This is a genomic window from Paenibacillus sp. NRS-1782 (genome assembly GCF_050467685.1).
Lineage (GTDB): Bacteria > Bacillota > Bacilli > Paenibacillales > Paenibacillaceae > Paenibacillus > Paenibacillus terrae_A.
On the sequence record NZ_JBITPH010000024.1, the window covers coordinates 83,424 to 103,793 of the forward strand.

11 protein-coding genes are annotated in these 20,370 nt (G+C 43.9%); 8 read left to right on the forward strand and 3 right to left on the reverse strand.

The window, feature by feature from the left end:
• The first annotated feature begins 117 nt into the window (after positions 1 to 117).
• From ACIFQM_RS10860 to metK, 7 genes are all read left to right on the forward strand, one after another.
• Positions 118 to 3,252: an efflux RND transporter permease subunit gene (locus ACIFQM_RS10860; protein ID WP_430038622.1), complete on the forward strand. Its 3,135-nt coding sequence runs from the start codon at positions 118 to 120 to the stop codon at positions 3,250 to 3,252.
• 20 nt (positions 3,253 to 3,272) lie between these two features.
• Positions 3,273 to 4,619 (forward strand): efflux RND transporter periplasmic adaptor subunit, encoded by a 1,347-nt coding sequence (locus tag ACIFQM_RS10865; protein WP_430038620.1) that lies wholly within the window; start codon positions 3,273 to 3,275, stop codon positions 4,617 to 4,619.
• Positions 4,620 to 5,156: 537 nt separating this feature from the next.
• The gene (locus tag ACIFQM_RS10870) at positions 5,157 to 7,538 is read left to right on the forward strand and encodes a copper amine oxidase N-terminal domain-containing protein (RefSeq protein ID WP_430038618.1); all 2,382 of its coding nucleotides are present in this window, start codon (positions 5,157 to 5,159) and stop codon (positions 7,536 to 7,538) included.
• Positions 7,539 to 7,637: 99 nt separating this feature from the next.
• The gene (locus ACIFQM_RS10875; protein ID WP_430038616.1) at positions 7,638 to 9,164 is read left to right on the forward strand and encodes a stalk domain-containing protein; all 1,527 of its coding nucleotides are present in this window, start codon (positions 7,638 to 7,640) and stop codon (positions 9,162 to 9,164) included.
• Between the two features lie 68 nt (positions 9,165 to 9,232).
• Positions 9,233 to 9,814 (forward strand): hypothetical protein, encoded by a 582-nt coding sequence (locus tag ACIFQM_RS10880; protein ID WP_430038614.1) that lies wholly within the window; start codon positions 9,233 to 9,235, stop codon positions 9,812 to 9,814.
• A 126-nt stretch (positions 9,815 to 9,940) separates the two neighbouring features.
• Positions 9,941 to 10,231 (forward strand): small, acid-soluble spore protein, alpha/beta type, encoded by a 291-nt coding sequence (locus tag ACIFQM_RS10885; RefSeq protein WP_430038612.1) that lies wholly within the window; start codon positions 9,941 to 9,943, stop codon positions 10,229 to 10,231.
• 332 nt (positions 10,232 to 10,563) lie between these two features.
• Positions 10,564 to 11,766 (forward strand): methionine adenosyltransferase, encoded by a 1,203-nt coding sequence (metK, locus tag ACIFQM_RS10890; RefSeq protein WP_044648613.1) that lies wholly within the window; start codon positions 10,564 to 10,566, stop codon positions 11,764 to 11,766.
• Positions 11,767 to 11,892: 126 nt separating this feature from the next.
• Here metK and ACIFQM_RS10895 read toward each other — a convergent pair whose 3' ends face one another.
• The 3 genes from ACIFQM_RS10895 to ACIFQM_RS10905 are packed head-to-tail and all read right to left on the reverse strand — an operon-like array spanning position 11,893 to position 17,373.
• Positions 11,893 to 12,798: a TetR/AcrR family transcriptional regulator gene (locus ACIFQM_RS10895; protein WP_430038610.1), complete on the reverse strand. Its 906-nt coding sequence runs from the start codon at positions 12,796 to 12,798 to the stop codon at positions 11,893 to 11,895.
• Positions 12,799 to 12,850: 52 nt separating this feature from the next.
• Entirely contained in the window at positions 12,851 to 15,967 is a 3,117-nt protein-coding gene (locus ACIFQM_RS10900) for an efflux RND transporter permease subunit (protein WP_430038608.1), read from the reverse strand.
• Positions 15,964 to 17,373: an efflux RND transporter periplasmic adaptor subunit gene (locus ACIFQM_RS10905; RefSeq protein ID WP_430038606.1), complete on the reverse strand. Its 1,410-nt coding sequence runs from the start codon at positions 17,371 to 17,373 to the stop codon at positions 15,964 to 15,966. Before ACIFQM_RS10905 ends, ACIFQM_RS10900 begins: the two co-directional genes overlap by 4 nt.
• 272 nt (positions 17,374 to 17,645) lie before the next feature.
• Here ACIFQM_RS10905 and ACIFQM_RS10910 point away from each other — a divergent pair, with 272 nt between their 5' ends.
• A complete protein-coding gene (locus ACIFQM_RS10910; protein WP_430038604.1) occupies positions 17,646 to 20,363 on the forward strand; it encodes a stalk domain-containing protein in 2,718 nt (905 codons plus the stop codon).
• The last annotated feature ends 7 nt before the right edge of the window (positions 20,364 to 20,370 follow it).

Below are 20,370 nucleotides of genomic sequence, written 5' to 3' on the forward strand. Positions count from 1 at the left end.
TATTATTTGCTTATATGTTCTTTTTGTACACTTATTTGAAACTTTACGTCTATTTCATCGTAGTAGAGGATTAGTGTGCTTAAATATTAGACAAAGAAGTGAGTGGGGAGTGATGAGATGTCTCAGTTTTCAATACGCCGTCCTGTAACAGTATTTATGTTAATTGTTACTTTGTTGATCGGGGGCGGTATTTTTGCGTTAAGACTTCCTGTTGAGCAGATGCCGGATATGAAGCTGCCTATTGCTTTGGTAGTGACCAGTATTCCAAATTCGACACCGACAGAAGTTGAGGAATTGGTTACTAAGCCTATTGAAAAAGGTCTATCGTCCATTCAGGATGTAGACACGGTCACGTCACAGTCCTCCGAAGGAACTTCCATGGTTATGATTCAGTTTAACTGGGGAGTAGACCTTAATCAGGCTACATTGGATATGCGTGACAAATTGGATTCTGTAAGGGGTTCACTTCCTAAAAGTGCGAATGCACCACGTGTTCTGAAGTTGGATATTAATGCAACTCCGGTTATTACACTCGCATTTACTGGTGAACAAGATGTTAACCAATTAAAGTCTATTGCAGAGGATATCATTGAACCACATCTCGAAAGAATCTCAGGAGTTGCTTCAGTCGGTGTGACTGGGGGACAAGAACGTTTGGTTCGGATTACTGTTGATCAAGCCAAGCTGCAAAGTTATGGTATTACCTTAGATCAGATTAACCAGGCGCTAGCAGCTAATAATGTGTCCGGCTCTGCAGGTTCTGTTGATCGTGGTAATACGGAGATTCAAATCAGGGTTCAAGGTGAATATCAGGCTGTTTCGGAAATGGGAGAGACTCCGATCACTGTGGGCAAAGGCAGTGTGAAATTAAAGGATGTTGCAACCATTGAAGATTCTTTAGAGGATGTTACAACCATTTCTACATACAATGGTAAGCCAAGTATTAATATCTCTCTTACAAAGGCTACGGGAGGGAATACACTTTCCATTGCTAATTCGGTGAAGGACAATTTGGATGCAATCCGTAAGGATTTGCCTGCGGGTACTCAACTTGATTTGGTCACTGACGCTTCCGTAATGATTAGCGACTCTGTTCACTCATTATTAGAGCATGCTGTGCTAGGACTTATTATCGCAGCTATCGTTTTAATGTTATTCCTTAATAGCGCACGTTCCACAATTATTGCAACAATCGTAATTCCAATCTCTTTTATAGCCACATTTATGATGATGTATTTCACTGGACAAACCATTAATATTATTTCATTGAGTGGTTTGCTACTGGGTCTAGGGTCCTTTGTTGACTTTGCCGTCGTTATTATCGAGAATATTTTTAGACAACGACATGAAGGCAAAAGCATGCTACAGGGCGCTATTGATGGTTCCAAACAAGTGGGGAATGCGGTCATGGCCTCTGCACTTGCACAAATCGTAGTGTTTTTACCGATTGTATTTGTAGATGGAATTGCGGGCGTACTGTTTAAGCCGTTAGCCTTGACCGTAATTTTCTCTCATATTGCTGCGCTGCTAATCTCACTTATGATTGTACCCATGCTTAGTTCACGTTGGTTGCCTACTGTTCCAGATGAGTCCATATATTCTTCGGGTACTTATAAAGGAATTAACCCGATTATCTGGTTCAATATCGGTTTTGAAAAATTGAGGGGCGGATATCGCCATATTCTCAAATGGGGGATTAACCATCGTAAAAGTGTTTTGACAGCTACTTTGCTTATGTTTGTAGCTGCAGCAGCTTTGGTTCCTATGGTTAAAACGGAATTTATCCCTGAATCTGACCAAGGGGAGTTTTCCGTCACTGTAACGATGCCTAATGGAACCAAATTGGAAGAAACACAAAAAGTTACTGAAGGAATTGAAAAGGAAATTTTAAAGATTCCTGAACTTGAAAAAATGATAGTAAATATAGGATCTGGAGGCGGAGCAACGGGCGTATCTGGCTCATCTTCTGCTAATGCTGCAAACATTAGTGTTACACTGAAGGATGATAGGGCACGGCCTACTGATGAAGTGGTAAATGCTCTGCGTCAAAAAATTGTGGATATTCCCGACGCAGAAATCATTATTCAAGCTTCTTCCGGGCTATCAAGTGGAGCAGCCGTAAACATCAACCTGAGGGGCGATGATATAGAAGTGTTGCGGGAGCTTTCGGATAATCTCGTGGCTGAGGTTAAGAATATTCCGGGAGCGGTGAATGTTAAGAGTACGTTGAATGCTACTCGTGAAGAATATGAGATTACGATTAATCGAGAGCTTGCCAGCCGATATGGTTTGTCAGCATCTCAAATTTTGTCTGTTGTGAGTACCTCCTTTAACGGCTCGGTTGCTACAAGCTATCGTACCGGAGAAGACCAGATTGATGTGAAGATATCGTTGCCGAATGAGTATCGCCATGATCTGGCTTATCTGCAAACATTGCGGATTACAACTGCACAAGGGATTGATGTGCCTTTGTCATCAGTGGCCAGTATTGATAAGCGTGAGGTTCCCGAGACTATTACACGCGAGAATCAAACACGTCAAGTACAGATTACTGCTGACATAGACGGAACAGGAGACATTCGTTCAGTTAATCAAAAAATAGATGTTCTTCTACAAGGTACTCACTTCCCTGATGGATACAGTGCAGATACGGGTGGCGGACAAAATGAGCAAATGATGGAGTCCTTTACAAATCTGGCAGTAGCTATATTGCTATCTGTAGTGCTGATTTATATGGTCATGGCAGGGCAGTTTGAATCCTTGCTTACGCCGTTTGTTATTATGTTCTCGATTCCACCTACTTTAATAGGTGTGCTTATTGGTTTGGTTGTAACAGGATCTAGTCTTAGTGTGTCGGCTCTAACCGGTTACATTATGCTCGTCGGCCTGGTTGTCAATAACGCTATCGTCATGATTGATTTCATCATTCAGCTCCGAAATGAAGGACAAGATCGGGATGAAGCTATTATTCATGGAGCGTCTGAGCGGTTGCGTCCGATTTTGATGACAACGCTGGCGACTGTACTGGCTTTGCTCCCAATGGCATTTGCTACAGGCAGTGGTAACGAGTCACAAGCGCCGATGGCAGTTGTTGTTGTATTCGGGTTATCCTTCGCAGCTGTTATTACATTGATTCTTATTCCGGTAGTCTACGTTATCTTGGATAATAGGATACAAAAGGGTAAAGAACGGAAATTGAAAAGACAGCTCAAAAAAGAAGCAAAGCTGCAACAAAAGAGTGTTCACATTTAATAATGAGGTGAAGAGATATAATGAATAAAAAAAGTGCTCTGATTGCCACGACATTGCTTTTGTCAGTTGCATTGGCAGGCTGCGGTGGGGGGGAAGCCCCCGCCGCTCCAGCCGCGGTGCAGAAAACGATTCCGATCCAGGTAGCAAAAGTGGCTAAAGGCAGTATTGAGGATTCATCAGGTATTGTAGGCAGTTTTGCGCCCAAAGACACGGCTCAGGTTGCCCCGAAAATTAGCGGAAAAATACTGAGCATTAATTTGACGGTGGGACAAAAGGTAAACAAGGGCGATATTTTGTTTACGATTGATCAGAAAGACCTTCACGACACGATTACACAGTCTCAGGAATCTTACCAGGTTGCACTTGCTAATTTGAAGCAAGCTGAAAGCGGAGCAGCGCAATCTGTTCAACAGGGAGAGTCTGCTGTGGATCAGGCTAAGAGTTCACTGGTACAGCAAGACAATGCCATTACCCAAGCGCAGACTGCTGTGGTAGATGCCCAGAGTTCCGTGCGTGATGCTCAGAATACGCTAAATCGTAACCAGCAGTTGTTTAGTGCTGGTGCTGTTTCGCAATCTGACCTGGAACAGTCTCAAATAGCGTATAGAAGAGCTCAAACTGCATTGGAAAACGCCCAGCTCTCACTTCATAATGCGCAAACATCCAAGGAAAGTGCTCAGACCACATATACTAATGCCCAGAAGTCATTGCGGCTTGCACAACAGAAAACGGGTATTGATGTAGCACGTGCTTCGGCTAATCAGGCCAAGGCTGCTTTGGATACTGCGCGTAGTCAGCTTGTCAACGCTGTAGTCAGAGCGCCTATGTCGGGCACCATTTCAGTTGTGACTGGTACAACAGGACAAATGGTCAGCGCTCAGTCAGCTGTAACTACAATTGCAAATACCAATCCGATCCTTGCCAAAGTAAATGTCTCTGAGGAGGATTTGCTTAAGCTAAATGTAGGCTCTACTGTAACTCTAGGGGTAGACTCATTGGGTAAGCGAATAGAGGCTAAAGTGACAGCGGTCAATCCGGTTATGGATAATGATCTCAAGGCATATCCTGTCGAAATTTCAGTTCCCAATCCATCTGGCGAGTTCAAATCCGGTATGGTTGTGTATGTTTATATGAAATCGGAAGCTGCACAAAACATTCTGGTATCACAGGATGCCATTACGGAGCAAGCTGGGAAAAAGTATGCTTATGTAGTTGAGGGTGCTACTGCTAAACGGGTAGAAGTGCAAACAGGTCAGGAAAGCGCCAAAGAGGTTGAAATAACCAAGGGGCTCACCGAGGGTCAGACCATTGCCGTTAAGGGGATAAGCCTGCTTACTGACGGTGCTAAGGTTAATATAGTGAAGTAATTTGTTTTGTTCTGGGTGTGTAGGCTATAAAAATTGTTGACCCTCCGTCAGTACCTGCTACTTTAAGTGTTTAACTTGGGCGTATCCTTGGGATTTATGTATCCTTTATATTCTATGGATAACGTACAGTGAATATACTCATTAAGGGACTACCATAATTGCGCAAGAGAACTCTTGTACATTAAGGTTGAACAGGTAAAAGTTGTAGGATGACGGAGGAACAGGTTCAATAGTATAATTATGACTGTAGGAAAGCGGAATACATATTCAAAAAAAATAAAATTTTTTTTGAAACGGACGCAACTTTTCGAACCCATGCTACGTCTAATTGGGTGAGTATAAAACAAAGGGGTACAAAAGCGTAAAGACATAATTCGCTAAAAAAATTCTTTACGACATTGTTATCACATTGTATAATACTGGAGTACGTCATAAATGGACGCTTTCTTTCAACTAGATTCCAAGCTTCTGTGATATTGTCACAGATATCATTTTATAAGGGTTCTCATAAAGCTCGGAAAGGAGGTGTAACTACTGATGAGTGACAAGATCCGACAAAAAGACAAAAATAATATTTCTGGTTATATTCAAGGAGGAGAAAAAAAGGTTATGACAAAGTTTAATAAAAAAATGATCAACGTGCTGGCAACAGCAACATTGGTTGCTGGTGTTGCAGCTCCAATCGCAGCACTGACTGCACCAACTGCAGTTCATGCATCTTCTAGCTATTCTTCATTGAACACACCAAGTATTGGTTCAGGACAATCCACTGCTCCTATTACATTGGGTAGAGCAAAAGTTTCTATTAGCCAAGCTTCCGTTGCTCCTGGGGCATCTTTCACTGTTACAATGCCTAAAGGCTTTAATTTTGCTGGTGCTACTGCGGTTGATCAAGTAAATATTGCTAAATCTGCTACCGATGCTACTTATGGTTTGGGTGTTTATCTTGACGCTGGGGATAACAAGTCCAAGGCTACTACTGACAACCCTTTCCCAAGCCAACCATTGACAGTTGAAAAGTTGACTGATAATTCCGCAAGAGTAACTTTGAATTTTGATAACTCTTTGGATGATGCTACTCTTTACCTGAACTTTGGTAAAATCAATGTTACTGGCCCTAGCAATGGCCCTGTAAAAGTTTCTATTGACGCTGCTTCTGCAAGTGGTTTGACTAGCGGTGAAGTAACAATTGCAAACGTAGTTTCTTCTGGTCAAGTATCTTTGTCTGCTGCTGATACGGTTTCCAGTGAAGAAAACTTTACTGCAACTTTGAAAGTTAAAGAAGAAACTGCTGGTTCTTTGGGTAACAGCAATATTAAATTGAAATTGCCTAGCGGTTTCAAATGGGACTCCGCTCCTAAAAATCCAGCCACTATTTTGTTTACTTCCAATACAGACAAAGCAATTAAGTCAGATGATGTGAAGTATTCTAGTGATGGTGATACACTTACTTTGTCTTTGAGAAAAGTAAGTGATGCTCAAACATCTTTCCAATTGCCTGTAGGATTCTATGTTGATGATGAAAACAGTGCTAAAGAGGGCGATGTTACTGTAAGTATCTCTGGTAACGCAACGACTGACGTTAGCTCCCTTGTAGTTGGTAGCTATGGTCAAATCGGTGGTGGCGTTTCCGTTGCTACTCCAACAACAATTCTTGCTGGTCATGATGAGCAAAAAATTGGTGATATCGTAATTAAAGAAACTGTTGCTAATTCCTTTGTAAAAGGACGTACTGTAACTTTGCGTCTGCCTGAAGGTGCTCGTTGGCAGTCAACCTTTGAAAGCAACAACCCTGGAAGCAACTTCTCCGGTTCTATGGAGAACACTAACGGTTTGGGTGGAGCAGAGGTTTCCTATACTGACTCTGACAAACGTACTTTGAAATTGACTTTCAACAACGCTAACAGCACTACTGACGCTGGTAGCCTGAAACTGAAAAACGTTGAAGTTGCTACACAACCAGGTTTCTCCGGTGACCTGAACGTTGATGTTGCTGGTAGCCAAGGTCTGAGCGGTACTGTTAAGGTTGCAGCTGTGAAGCAAGCAGTGACTTTGGCTGCTGCATCCAAACCAACCCTGACAATCGGTCTGGGCGACCAACAAGTTGGGGACATCACAATTACTGAAGCAGCTAAAGAAGCTTTCGTTAAGAAAGATGGTAGCCGTGAAGTAATCTTGGAATTGCCAGTAGGCGTACGTTTTGCTGCTACTCCAGAAGTGAAAGTAACTGCTGGAGATGTTAAAGTGAAGAGCGTATCTACTGATACTTACGGCGAAAGCAACAAAGGCCGTCTGAGCTTCTACATTGACAGCGAAAGTGCTACTCCAAGTACAATCACAATCACAGCTCCTAAGCTGACTGTTGACCGTACTGTAGCTCAAGGCGATATCGTAGCTAAGCTGAAAGGTAGCGCAGTTTCTTACACTGCATACAAAGGCGCATCTGAGAACACTCAAAACTGGAAAGACAACAACACTGCAGCTGCTGAAACAGCAATCGCAACTGTTGGAACTCCAGCTCCAGGTGCTACTAGTACTAAAGCTGTCTTCACACTGGGAAGCACTTCTTACACTGTAGATGGTCAAAGTAAAACAGCAGAAGTAGCTCCTTATGCTGAAAACGGACGCACTTACTTGCCAGTACGTTATGCAGCTGAAGCTCTGGGTGTATCCCAACAAAACATCCTGTTTGACAAAGCAACTTCCACAGTTACCCTGATCAAAGGTAGCACTGTTGCTCAAATCAAACTGAACACAAACCTGTTGACTGTTAACGGTTCTGTGATTCGTATGGACGTTAAAGCTGTGACTAACAAAAACCGTACTGTACTGCCAATCGCTTGGGTGAGCAGAGCGCTGGATGCATCTATCACTTATGATGCAACTGCAAAAACAGTTACTGTTGAAAACAAAAACTAATTTAAGAGCAACTCTTTTGAGTTAACTGAATTAGATGAGAAGAGGGTTCCTTTTGGAGCCCTTTTCTTTTATTAGCCTTATTGACAAAGGAGAGAAATTATGAAACGTTTTGGAGTGGCGGTACTTTCCACATTGGTTCTTTCTTCTGCATTTGCCAATCTTGCAGGGGCTCAGACAAGTGATATAAAGGTTATTATTAACGGAGTAACTCAGCAATATACACAGTCACCAGTGATTAGTCAAAGTACAACCTTAGTGCCTCTTCGCGGCGTTTTTGAAAGCCTGGGAGCACAAGTAGAATGGGATAGCAAAGCTAAAAAAGTAATTGCATCCAAAAATAATGATACGTTAACTTTAAATGTGGGTTCTAAACTTGCTTATAAGAATAGTGCTCCTGTACAACTCGATGCAGCTACTCAAATTCAAAAGGGTCAAGTGCTCGTTCCTCTGCGCTTTGTGAGCCAATCATTAGGCGCCAAAGTAAATTGGGATAAGACTACACGGACGGTAACTATTTCAAATCAAGCTGATGGAAGCACTGCTGGTGATCAAACCAACAGCTTATCCAGTAAGCCTTTCACATCTCCTGTGACTAAAGTTACTTATGATACCTACTATAATGATTCTTTGACCTATGGTGATGCAGTTAAACTGGCTATAGCTGATAGTACCTCAGTTAAATCAGGAGAAACCAGTATTGATCAAGCTGGGAAAATCATGAAAGAAGCAGGCAAAAATATTGACTTTGTTCCTGCTGAAGCCGGTGTTGAAGCCTCTGATAAAGCCTTCAAAGGTTATGCTCAAACAAATCTTAACTATGAGACTACAAAGAAAAACTTAGAGATGACTAAGGAAGGCATTCAATACAACGTGAAGGATCTTTATAACAAGCTTCTTCAAAAGCAAAATGCAGTTAAACTGGCTGCTTTGAACATTGAAGATGCTGAGCGCAAGCTGAAAGTTGCACAAATTAAAAGAGATAATCAAATGTCGAGCGATTATGAGGTGACTCAAGCAACCAACCAGTTGACTCAAAATCAAGCTGCTTTAGACAAGGCTAAAAAAGATCTGGATAGCGCATATGTATCTTTGAATCAAGCGATTGGCTATAAACCGGAGCAACGTTACGAATTGAAGGATAAACCTGTTTATTCTGAATTCAAAGATAATGTGGAAACTAAGGTAAGCCAAGTACTTACCAGCAGTACGGCTATTTGGTTAAGTGAGCAAAAAGTGGATTTAGCTGAACTGAGCTTGAGACTCTACAATTTTAATACTCAAGGAAATACGCCATACGAAGCTCAACAACTTGATGTTGAGAAAGCTCAGTATGCTACAGAGGGTACAAAGAGAACTCTTGAAGAAGCTGTAAGAACTCTTTATAACAACATTAAAGGCTTGGAAAGTCAGTATTCTCAAATTCAAGCTGGTTTAGTGAGCGCTAGAAGTGCGGCCGATATGGCTAAAAAGCAATTTGATGTGGGTTTAGCTACTGAACTTCAGGTTTATGAGGCTAATATGAAAGTGACCACGGCTGAACAGCAAGCAGAAGATATAGTTACGAGCATTGATACATTGAAGATGGCTTATAATAAACCTTGGGTTCTGCAAGGCGCTTCTTCTTAAAGCAAGCCAATAATAATGCTAATATAATTTTTTTTACAGATGCATTAACCTGCTGTAGGAGGATATTTATGAAATCACGCTACAAAGTATCGCTGGCAGCAGTTTTGCTTGGAGGAGGAATAGTCGCAGGCTCCTTAATGAACAACTCAGTTAATGGAGCCTCCAGCTCTGGACAACCAGGTACAGCTGATGATCCAGTCGTAACCAAAAGCTATGTTGACCAGAAAATCGCTCAGGCAATCAAAGGTGGAGCATCGGCAAGTAGCACTAATAGTAAAGCGACTAGCTCAGCAGCCCCTACCACAAACGCTACTTCTAACGCCACAATATCTGGAGCTACTAGCTCAGGCAAAACTTCCACAGCTGTGGAACAGACCGAGGAATTGAAGGTTGTTGATGTAAAGCCTGGTCAAAAGCTGATTGCCAAAGTTGGAGCGGAATTTATTTTACGTAACGGGTATGCTGTTGTTTATAGTATGGATGCCAGCGGAGTTATTGATATCACATCCGGAACAGAGATTGTCCATAATCAGGCAGTTGAGAAAAATCATTTACTATCCTTTCCTAGAGAAGGAAGAGGTATTCAGGTAAAAGAAGGCCAGAAGTTTGGCTTGGTCGTCATGGTACGTGGAGGTTATACTCTCCAATAGATTGTATGTTGGAGTGTTCTTTTTCGTAAATACTGCTTGGGATAGCAAATTGTTCTTGGCTAAGCTGACTCCAAACGCTGCACACTAACTTCATGAAAGAAAATACAATTGATGGAGGTGTGTACGATGGCATCAAGAGGTCAGAGACGATTGATTCCCGAAAGCCGTGCCAGATTACATGATTTGAAGTATGAAATTGCTGCTGAGTTTGGGCTTCCTGTTTATAATCCCCAATATGCGCATATACATCCGAGTACCGACAGTGAGTTTGCTGCGGAGTTGGGTGAGTTTAAAGGAAGCGCAAATGTGGAGTGGCGCGATTTGACTTCAAGACAGAATGGCTCTGTAGGTGGTGAAATTACCAAGCGACTGGTACAATCTGCTGAACGCAGCTTATCTGAATTTGGTACCCTGTAAGTTGCAATAATTTTTACTGATTTTGATGTGCAGTCGTTTTTAAAAATAAGGCTATCCTCACGTGAATCAGAAATTTAGCTCTTGCCAATTTGCCTTAGTGGGGCCCTTTGTAATTGGGCGATATGAATTGACACCTTGATTTAAATAGGATATCATGGCATTTGAGGCTTGTACGCAACCTTTTCCTACCGGAAAAGGTTCATTTTTTGTTAATCAGGTATAGAAGTCATTTTCCGGCCACATGTTGGCGTGAGAGTGTCTGGCTAATGCCATTGCCATGTCAGGATTTTATATAAATCCTCATGTATTTTAATTGTGGGAGGTTGAAATTCATGTCTGTAAAAGGCCGTCATTTGTTTACGTCTGAATCTGTAACAGAAGGTCATCCGGATAAAATCTGTGATCAGATTTCCGACGCCGTATTGGACGCCTTTTTGGCTAACGACCCTAATGCACGGGTAGCGTGTGAAGTATCAGTAGCTACTGGTCTTGTTCTCGTCATTGGTGAAATCAGCTCCAAATCGGAATACGTGGATATTCCATCCATTGTACGCAATACGATTAAGGAAATTGGCTATACACGTGCGAAATATGGCTTTGATTATAATACTTGCGCTGTATTGACTTCTTTGAATGAACAATCACCGGACATCGCTCAAGGGGTTAACGCTGCTCTGGAGAGCCGTGATCCTGCTGAAGTAGATAAAGAAACGGAAAACATTGGAGCAGGCGATCAAGGGTTGATGTTCGGTTTTGCTACGAATGAAACACCTGAGCTGATGCCGTTGCCTATCGCCATGTCTCACCGTATTGCACGCCGCTTGGCCGAAGTGCGCAAGGATGGAACACTAAAATACCTTCGTCCGGATGGTAAAACCCAGGTAACGGTAGAGTATGAAAATGGCAAGCCAATTCGTATTGATGCCATTGTAGTTTCTACGCAGCATGCAGAAGATACTACGTTGGAGCAAATTCAAGCAGACATCAAGGAAAAGGTTATTTTGCCAGTTGTTCCTGCGGAATTGCTGGATGAGCAAACCAAGTATTACATTAATCCTACAGGTCGCTTTGTTATTGGCGGACCTCAAGGGGATGCAGGTCTGACAGGCCGTAAAATCATTGTAGATACGTATGGCGGTTATGCGCGTCATGGCGGGGGAGCATTCTCTGGTAAGGATCCGACCAAAGTGGACCGTTCCGCAGCTTACGCTGCCCGTTATGTAGCGAAAAACCTTGTTGCAGCCGGTTTGGCAGACAAAGTGGAAATTCAGCTTGCTTATGCCATTGGTGTAGCTACACCAGTTTCGATTAGCGTCGATACATACGGTACTGGAAAAGTCAGCGACGAGAAGCTCGTTGAACTGATTCGCAACAATTTTGATCTTCGCCCCACAGGTATCATTCGAATGCTAAATCTGCGTCGTCCAATTTACAAGCAAACGGCTGCTTACGGTCACTTTGGTCGTACAGATCTGGATGTGCCATGGGAGAGCATAGACAAAGCTGACGCTCTGAGAGTGCAAGCAGGTCTGTAATTTCTCATATGCTATCAAATATAATTAATAACACCAAAAAAGACTGTCTCATGATTTACATGAGCAGTCTTTTTTGATGTATTTTACAAGCTAAGTTGTGAATTACTGTGATGAATTTCTAAACGCTTAATCCGTTAGAGGTGTAAGATTCAACAGCTTTTGGAGCAACTGACAAACTTTTTTTAGCTCCTTACGCTGCTCCAAATATGAGAATAGAGCTTTTAAAAGACCTATTTGGGGATTCGGTTTCAAAGCTTCTTCCTTTAATAGAGCTGCAATTTGCTGATACTCCTGCTTTTCTTCCTTTGAACTCCATGAAGATAGCAGTATACTGTCTTCCAGAGAGTGGAGAAGGCCGTTAATCTGGCGACCTTGGTCAAAGGGATTGCTTAGAGTACTTTCAGGTAACCAGCCCTGCTTGCTCCGGAACAAATGAGGGATGGAATCAGCGTTATTCAGATTAGCTACCAAGGAACGGGATAAGAAAATGATGAATTGCGCAAGCTGCTCAACCGTTTCATCATTCATCCGATCTGCAAAGAAGCGAATGTATTCAAATACAATACTCTTAAGCACAAAGGTCATATCCCATGCGTGATCTTCAATCTCCGGTCCAAAAACGTCAATCAAGCAATCGCGTACCCATTTGTACAGCTTGTATTCATGTTGTTCGAAGGCGCCATTGAGTTGCTCATTTTGAAAAATAAGCATGGATGGTTCAGGCATATCTATCATAAGATACACCTTATTTTCAACAATATTTTTTAAATAGATTACAATAAACCTGTGCAGTTTATCATGATTAGTAAGGTCAGGCTTGCTGTAAAGTGCCCGGATGTCTTGTTCAATGTTATTCTCCAGAATGATACACATTTCCAAAGGAAGCTCTTCTTTTCCTTGAAAATATTTATAAAAGGATGCCTTCGCCATTCCGCTTTCTTTGGCGATCTCTTCAACAGATGTTGAAGAGTAGCCTTTTCTGGAGAACAGCCGAATGGCTGCCTGTAAAATATCATTTTTTTTGCTTTCCATACATACTTCCCCCTAGGGTTCAATCCGACAGTGTGTACTTCATTGCATGCAACTACAAAGGTTGATCGTGTGTGATAACCGTGTGCTGCTGTTTTTTGAGTTGACGGCGTATTTTGTACTTGGCCATGATCATATACAATGACGGTACTACAAACAGGGTTAACAACGTCGAGAACAACAATCCGAAAATGACGGTAAACGCCAGTGGTTTAAAGAGCAGGCTTCCCAATAGGGCTAACGGAATCATACCTACAATTGCAGCCAGAGAAGTCAATAAAATGGGTCTAAAGCGGGCAGCGGTTGCTTGTATTACAGCTTCCTTTAGCTCCATTCCTTCATGCCGAGCATCTTCGATAAATTCAATTAACACAATTCCGTTCCGTACGACAATGCCTGCGAGTGCAATAATTCCCATGATGCTCATAAAACCGATAGGCATACCAGTTAAGAAAATACCAATAATGCCGCCAGCTGCTGCCAGGTATACGGTTGTCATAATGATAATAGGGATGGACAGCGAATAAAACTGCATGGTGATCAAGAGTAAAATGAGTAGGACTACAACGATCGCCAGCTTCCCTAAATCCCCGAATATGGTGGACTGATCGGAGGTTTCACCGCCTACCTCCCATTTATAGCCTTCAGGGAGCTTCATTTGTGCCAGTTTACTTTCTACATCCGCCATCGCTTCACTTGCAGTTCGCCCGTTCAAGTCGGCTTCTACCGTAATCGTCCGCTCCATATTGTAATGTTTGATTTGCTGAATAGCAAACGATGGCTTTATCTGTACGAGCTGGTTTAACGGAATCTGCACACCGGCTGAATTGACTACGCTTAATTGTTGGAAAAGTGCGCTCGGCTCCTCATTGCTATGATTCAAATACAATTTAATATCCACCAGATCGTTTCCTGTATCAAATTGGCTAACTTTAGCCCCCTCTTTTAACAGAAGCAGGGTACGAGTCAGATCTGTGTAGCTTACCAGGTATTGATCCATGGCTTGCTTGTTGACCTGCAAATCCAGTGCATATCTTTCAATTCCTATATCATCCATGATGCCGGTTGTACCCTCTACTGTGGCGATCTGCTCTTTTACTTTTTGGGCAAGGCTTTGCAGCTTATTCAGGTTCTGACCTGAAATCCGAATAGCGACGGGCTTACCCACCGGGACTCCCAGACGTGGAACATACGTCGTAACTGTAGTTCCAGGGTAGGACTTTTTAACATGCTGTTCCCAAGCATCAACTGTCGTATCGAGATCAAAGATATCTTTTTTACCGACAACAGCAACTTGTCCTACAGTCTCATCATATCTAATATCTCCACCCGAACTACTAATGTCACTATATAATTGCGGTGCAGTTCCTCCGGCACTGTAGACGACCTTGGAGGTTTCGGGTTGCTTCTTTATCCAGCCTGCAATGTCTTTGACGATTTGGTCTGTTTCTATCACGGAGGTGCCTATAGGCATCTTTATATTTAATGCGACATGAGGGTCCTCCGATTCAGGAAAGAGTTCAACTGAGGTAAAAGGAACCAATCCATAAGCGGCTGTTCCGAGCATGAGTCCTGCCATTGCAGTCAGCAAGGGACGCTTAATGACTTTGGGCATCAGCTTTTGTGAATACAGCTTGTTTAAAGACTGAATCTGTTGGCCCAACAAGCCTGCAGGTTTAGTTTTACCCTTGGGTTGACGAATCTGCCTGCGTTTCTCATACCATTCTCGGAAAATAGGGATGATGGTAAGTGACATAATCATGGAGGCAAGCATGGTCAGAGAAACAATGACGGGAATAGGCTTGATGAACGCACCTACATTTCCGGGTAGAAATAACAATGGGGCAAAGGCTGAAATGGTAGCCAGTGTGGCAATCAAAATAGAAAGCATCACCTCTTTGGTACCTTTTACAGCTGCATCTGTGGGCGATTCTCCTAATTCCGTAAGTCTCCGCTCAATATTATCATTGACCACTACGGCGTCATCGACGAGTATGCCAAGTACAATGATCAGACCGACAACGGAAATTTGATTGAGTGTAATACCGAGCATAGGCAAAAAGATAATAGCAATCGCAACCGAAATCGGAATCGCCAGTGCGACAAAAGCAGAGGTAAGCAAATTCAAGCCCAACATACAAACGAGAATAACAGCCACAATCGCAAGAATCGTTTCACGTTTTAAGTCCTCGAAGATATGATCTACCTGATCCTTTTGTGCAAAAAGAGTTTCAAGGCGAACACCTTCGGGAAGTGTTTTTTCCAGCTCTTTGAGCTTGACATCGACTTTTTCGCTCATAGGCGGGACGTCTGTGCCCTTTTCTGCTCCAATGCTTAGCGTAATGGCTGGTTTACCCTCAACATAGGCAAAGTATTCTGCTTGGGGATGTGCCAGCTCCGTTGTAGCGACATCTCGCAAATACACAGGAGCTCCTTCCTCTGTACGTGTCAGGATGGCCTGATTTAATTCTTCAGCTTTTTGGGTTTCCCGGACAATGAGTTGATAGGTGCGCCCGTTGTATTCAATATCACCGGTAGGAACCCGATCCATTTGTGACTGGACCGCTTGTGCGACCTGCCCCCACGACAGATGGTACTGCTGAAGCTTTTGATTGTCGATTTGGACGCGTACTTCCTGGTCAGGAAGGCCATTGAACTTGACACTTGATACACCTGATAAGGTATTGAGCTGATCCGTCCACGTTGTGACCAAATCATTTAGTTTATACAGCGGTGCAGGAGAGTCAGCGACCAGGGCATAGGAGCCGATAAACGAGCTGGTCAGCTTATCATTCACAACAGGTGTTTCAGCACCTTGGGGAAGATCAGCTTGTGCATCCTGTACTTTTTTTCGCATATTATCCCAAACCGTTTGAGGATCAACTCCATTTTTGGATTCAATTAAAATAGAGGAGAATCCGTTGCCAGAAGTCGAACTAATCGTTTTTACACCTTCAACTTCCTTAATGCGCTTCTCCAGTTCTTTGGTTACAGTTTGTTCTACTTTTTGTGGTGTAGCACCGGGATAGACTGTTGTTACCATAGCATTCTGTATGGTGACATCTGGCATTTCCTGCTTCGGTAATTGGAAAAATCCAAAAGCTCCGACTAAAACAAGCATAACAAAAAACAGTAGCGTAATTTTTCGCTTTTTTACGAAATATTCAATCATGGGCGGCCGCCTTCTTCCGCTTTAACCGGATTTCCATCAAACAGATTTTCTGCCCCTTTAATGACAATGCGTTCGCCTTCACGAAGACCGGATACGATTTGCAATTGATTTTCTACAACCTGATCGCCAAGCTCTACGGGTGTTTTAACAGCTTTTCCTTTAATATCTTTGAAAATAAAAGGCTCGCTTCCCGTGTTAATGACTGCTTCAACGGGAACGAGAATGCCGTTCTTGTCTGTCACCTGTCGAGCAGCTTTAATAATCTGACCAGGTAACCAGTCTCGCTGTGGATTGTTTATAACGATCTCTACGTTAACGATTCCCGTATTGGTACTGGTTGAAGGATAGATGTTGGAAACCGTACCTTGGCGGCTTTCTTCATATAGCACCACATTCACAGCTTGCCCCTTTTTCCAATCTCTGATCTCACTGTCCGGTACCGGAAGCAGTGCCTTGAGACGATCAATGGAGCCTATGCGATAGACGGCCTGGCCTGAAGCGACCAAGTCACCTGTATTCACACTCTTGCCTAAAATAACGCCGTTCACAGGAGAAATTAGACGAGTGCGTGAAAGCGCAAGTTCTGCCTGTCCTTTGGCGACAAGGGCTTTTTCATAGTTGGCATGGGCTTGCTTTTTGGAAGCCGCAGCTTGTTCACTGGCAGCGAGAGCTTTACTTTTACCTGCAAGCGCATCTTGAAAGGAAGCCTGGGCGGATTGATGATCTTCGACTGTAGCCCCTTCCAGCAAAAGGGACAGGGATTCCTTGGCTTGCTCCAGATCTTTCTGAGCTGCCGTAGCATTCAGGCGGGCATTCTCGTTATCCGACGCGGAAGCAGCGCCTGCCTCAAACAGCTTCTGTGTACGCTCGCTATCCGTCTTGGCCTTGTTATAAGCGCTTTGCGCCTTATCTACAGTGGCTTGCGCTTGCTGCTTCTCTTGAGCACGTGCACCTTTATTGACCTTGTTAACATTCGCGCTAGCTCCTGTAATACCGGCATTGGCGGATTGAATCGCAGAGGTAGCAGCCTGTAGATTAGCCTGTGCGTTATCTATCCCAGCCTGAGCCTCCAGGATGGAGGCTGTCGCCTGTGCCACCTGGAGCTTGTAGTCAGCATCATCTAAACTAGCAATCACGGTGCCCTTCTGTACAGCAGTGCCGATAGCGAGATATGCACTGGCTACGGTGCCTCCATTTTGAAAAGCCAGTGTGTTTTCCTCATAAGCCTGAAGCGTGCCTGACAAGTTATAGGCAGTATGGAGCGGAGAGGATTTGACAACTGCAGTACGCACAACGGTTGGCTGTGCAGCTGAGCCTAGAGTAGCATCTTTCTCCGCGCTGGAACATCCAGCGATGACAATGCTCAGGGATAAAGTAAGTACGATGAGTGCCCGTTGTTTATTCATGATTTCAAACCTCCACGATAGGTTGCAAAATTAGGATTGAACCGATTGGTATTATTTGAACCAATGAGTTCATGTGTATTATAGTGTGCTGATTATGCATTCGTCAATTTATAGTTTGTATTTTATGAAAAGTTAACGGGATTTTCGTAACTTTTGCCTTTATAATAAGTCTATTAACATAAGAGGCTTTTTTTGTTTATTTGATAGAGTATAGAGTGCATGATCGGAAAAGTAAGTTTGAATACAATGAAGATGGGAGAGCTATCATCCATATGGTTTTAGGTAATAGGAAACAAGGCAATGAGAAGGTAGATGGCAGCGGGATTGCTAAAAGATGGGCTATTTTGACACTAGCAGGAGTATTGTGGGTTGGACCCGTAGCCGGAACAGGCGCCCTAATTCCGTTAAACGGCTGGATATCTGCGCCGATTGCGAGTGCAGCTTCCGGTTCAACTGTAAAGCTGGGGGAAGAAATAATTACTTCTGGTGCCACATTGATGAAATATCGTTTTAAAGGCTCCAAAGGAACAGCGTTAGCTGATATCGTCCGGGTAGACTTGCAAAATCCATATGTCAAGCTGGATGTGATGACTGGGAAGAATGGACAGTTCACAACCCGTCAAAGCACAGGTGGTATGGCAAAAGAGACTGGAGCAGTCGCTGGTGTGAACGGAGATTATTTCAATACCTCCAGCGAGGGGGCCCCGATTGGTGGACAAGTATCGAAGGGGGTATTGATGTCTACTCCGTCCGATTTAACGGGGATGTATGCTTTTGCAGTAACTAAGGACGGTTCCCCAATGGTGGAGCAGTTTACCTTTGAAGGAACCGTAAAAGCCGGGGATGGATCAACTTTCCCTTTAACGGGGATGAATAAGGCTTCGTATTCTCCTGAAACGAGTGGAAGCAGCTACAGTCATTCCAATGCAATGTATATTTATACATCTGCTTGGAAAGCAATTGAGCGGCCGAAAAACAGCTCAACAACGCCTACCGAGGTGTTGGTTCAAAATGGTGTGGTTACGCAAATTTCCAACAATGCTACGTTGAATATGTCTGTGCCACAGGACGGCTATATTTTACGTACTCACGGCAAAGCGGCCGATTATGTCAAAGCCCATCTGACAGTGGGAGAAACGGTAGAAACCAGCTATCATCTTCGTGTCAGATCGACAGGGAGTGAGGTGGAGCCTTCCAATCTCCAGATGATGATTGGGGGACACACCATATTGGTGAATGACGGTCAGAAAACTTCGTTTTCCCGCAGTACAACGAGCATAGGCGGGACGCGGGCGCGGTCGGCTTTGGGATATTCCCGTGACAAGCGTTACGCTTACGTCATTGCCGTTGAGAAGAACGGGAACAGCGTGGGTGTATCCCTGAGTGAGCTGCAAACGCTGATGAAAGATATTGGTGTCTGGAAGGGTATGAACCTGGATGGGGGCGGCTCCACCACGATGGTAACCCGTGATTTGGGAGATACGACAGCAGGACTTACGTTCGATACGGAATACGGTACGGAGCAACGGAGCGTCGTAAACGGTGTGGGTGTGTACACCAGTGCGCCTAAAGGGACGCTCAAAGGCTTCACGATTAAAGGCAATAAAACGCTGCTTATTGGTCAGACCGGAAGCTATTCTTTTAAAGGCTATGACACCTACTACAATCCGTTCGATACCTCGAATGTACAAGTGACGTGGAAATCGAGCAACCCGTCTGTCGTGTCGGTGAGTGGCGGGGTTGTGAAGGGAGCCAAACCAGGGACAGCTACGTTGACGGCGACCAGTGGCTCAGCCAGTGCTACAACCAAGGTTACTGTGCTGGGAGCAGATGAAATTGCATCACTTACAGCAGGCAGTGGGACAGGATCGCTTACCGAAGGAGCTAAAATCGCGGTTCCGGTAACTGCAAAGACGAAAGACGGCCAGAGCGTCAGCATTTCATCAGATGCGCTCAAATGGGAGTTCATCGGCTTTAAGGGAAGTGTTAAGGACAATCAACTTACGGTAAATAGGGTGGATGCGGGTGTGAAAACAGGCTATGCCATCGGTCGCTACGATGGTTTCAGCGCGGTTGTCTTCCTGTCTGCTGGCGGGGCGAGCACAAACAACTGGGAGAACTTCGAAAATGTTTCGTATCCGGTTGATTTTACTTCGAATGTGGAAGGCGTTACTGGCACAGCGGCTGTTGTACAAGGAGATGGCGACCATGCCAATTCCAAAGTGCTTGAGCTGAATTACGACATGACGAACGGCAGTGGTAAAATGTATGCTTACGCCCAACTGAACGGTACAACTGGCAAGACGCTTGAACAAGCGGCTACATCCATCTCGATTGATGTTAGAGGAGATAAGAGCCTGAACTGGTTGCGTGCGGAGCTGGAAGATGCCCAAGGCAAAACGGCATATATAGACCTGGCCAAAGTGATCGACTGGAACGGCTGGAAAACCATTAACGCAGACATGAGCGGTTTGAATATCTCATATCCGGCAAAGCTCAAGCGCCTGTATGTAGTCAATGTGGCTGAAGGTCAGGATGAGCGTGCTAAAACAGGTAATATTGTTTTTGATAATATTTCTTTTAATACACCGGGAACGGTCGGAACCGAAGGACTCAAAAAAGGAACGGCTCAAATGGCAATCGGACAAAAGTCAATGACCGTGAACGGGACGCCAACAACAATGGATGCGGCTCCGATGACCCGCAACGGTTCAACGTATGTACCGATCAAGTACGTGCTGGACGCTTTTGGCGGGCAAGCCAAGTGGAACGCAGGCGATCAGCGGATTACGATTATGCGTGGCGGTGTGCTGATGGATTTGACGGTGGGTAAAAAAGAAGTCGTCCTGAACGGCAAGCGTCAGAGCACGGATGTAGCGCCCATTGTGTTAGGTGGCAGGACTTTAGTCCCATTAAGACTCGTGTCAGAGCAGTTAGGAATGACTGTAAAATGGGAACAAGAAACGAAGACCATCACCCTCCAGTCATGATATGGTA

Coding starts and splice junctions, on each gene's coding strand:
- ACIFQM_RS10860 (WP_430038622.1), top strand. CDS start 118: ATGTCTCAGTTTTCAATACGCCGTCCTGTAACAGTATTTATGTTAATT.
- metK (WP_044648613.1), top strand. CDS start 10,564: ATGTCTGTAAAAGGCCGTCATTTGTTTACGTCTGAATCTGTAACAGAA.
- ACIFQM_RS10900 (WP_430038608.1), bottom strand. CDS start 15,967: ATGATTGAATATTTCGTAAAAAAGCGAAAAATTACGCTACTGTTTTTT.
- ACIFQM_RS10865 (WP_430038620.1), top strand. CDS start 3,273: ATGAATAAAAAAAGTGCTCTGATTGCCACGACATTGCTTTTGTCAGTT.
- ACIFQM_RS10885 (WP_430038612.1), top strand. CDS start 9,941: ATGGCATCAAGAGGTCAGAGACGATTGATTCCCGAAAGCCGTGCCAGA.
- ACIFQM_RS10870 (WP_430038618.1), top strand. CDS start 5,157: ATGAGTGACAAGATCCGACAAAAAGACAAAAATAATATTTCTGGTTAT.
- ACIFQM_RS10910 (WP_430038604.1), top strand. CDS start 17,646: ATGGTTTTAGGTAATAGGAAACAAGGCAATGAGAAGGTAGATGGCAGC.
- ACIFQM_RS10905 (WP_430038606.1), bottom strand. CDS start 17,373: ATGAATAAACAACGGGCACTCATCGTACTTACTTTATCCCTGAGCATT.
- ACIFQM_RS10875 (WP_430038616.1), top strand. CDS start 7,638: ATGAAACGTTTTGGAGTGGCGGTACTTTCCACATTGGTTCTTTCTTCT.
- ACIFQM_RS10895 (WP_430038610.1), bottom strand. CDS start 12,798: ATGGAAAGCAAAAAAAATGATATTTTACAGGCAGCCATTCGGCTGTTC.
- ACIFQM_RS10880 (WP_430038614.1), top strand. CDS start 9,233: ATGAAATCACGCTACAAAGTATCGCTGGCAGCAGTTTTGCTTGGAGGA.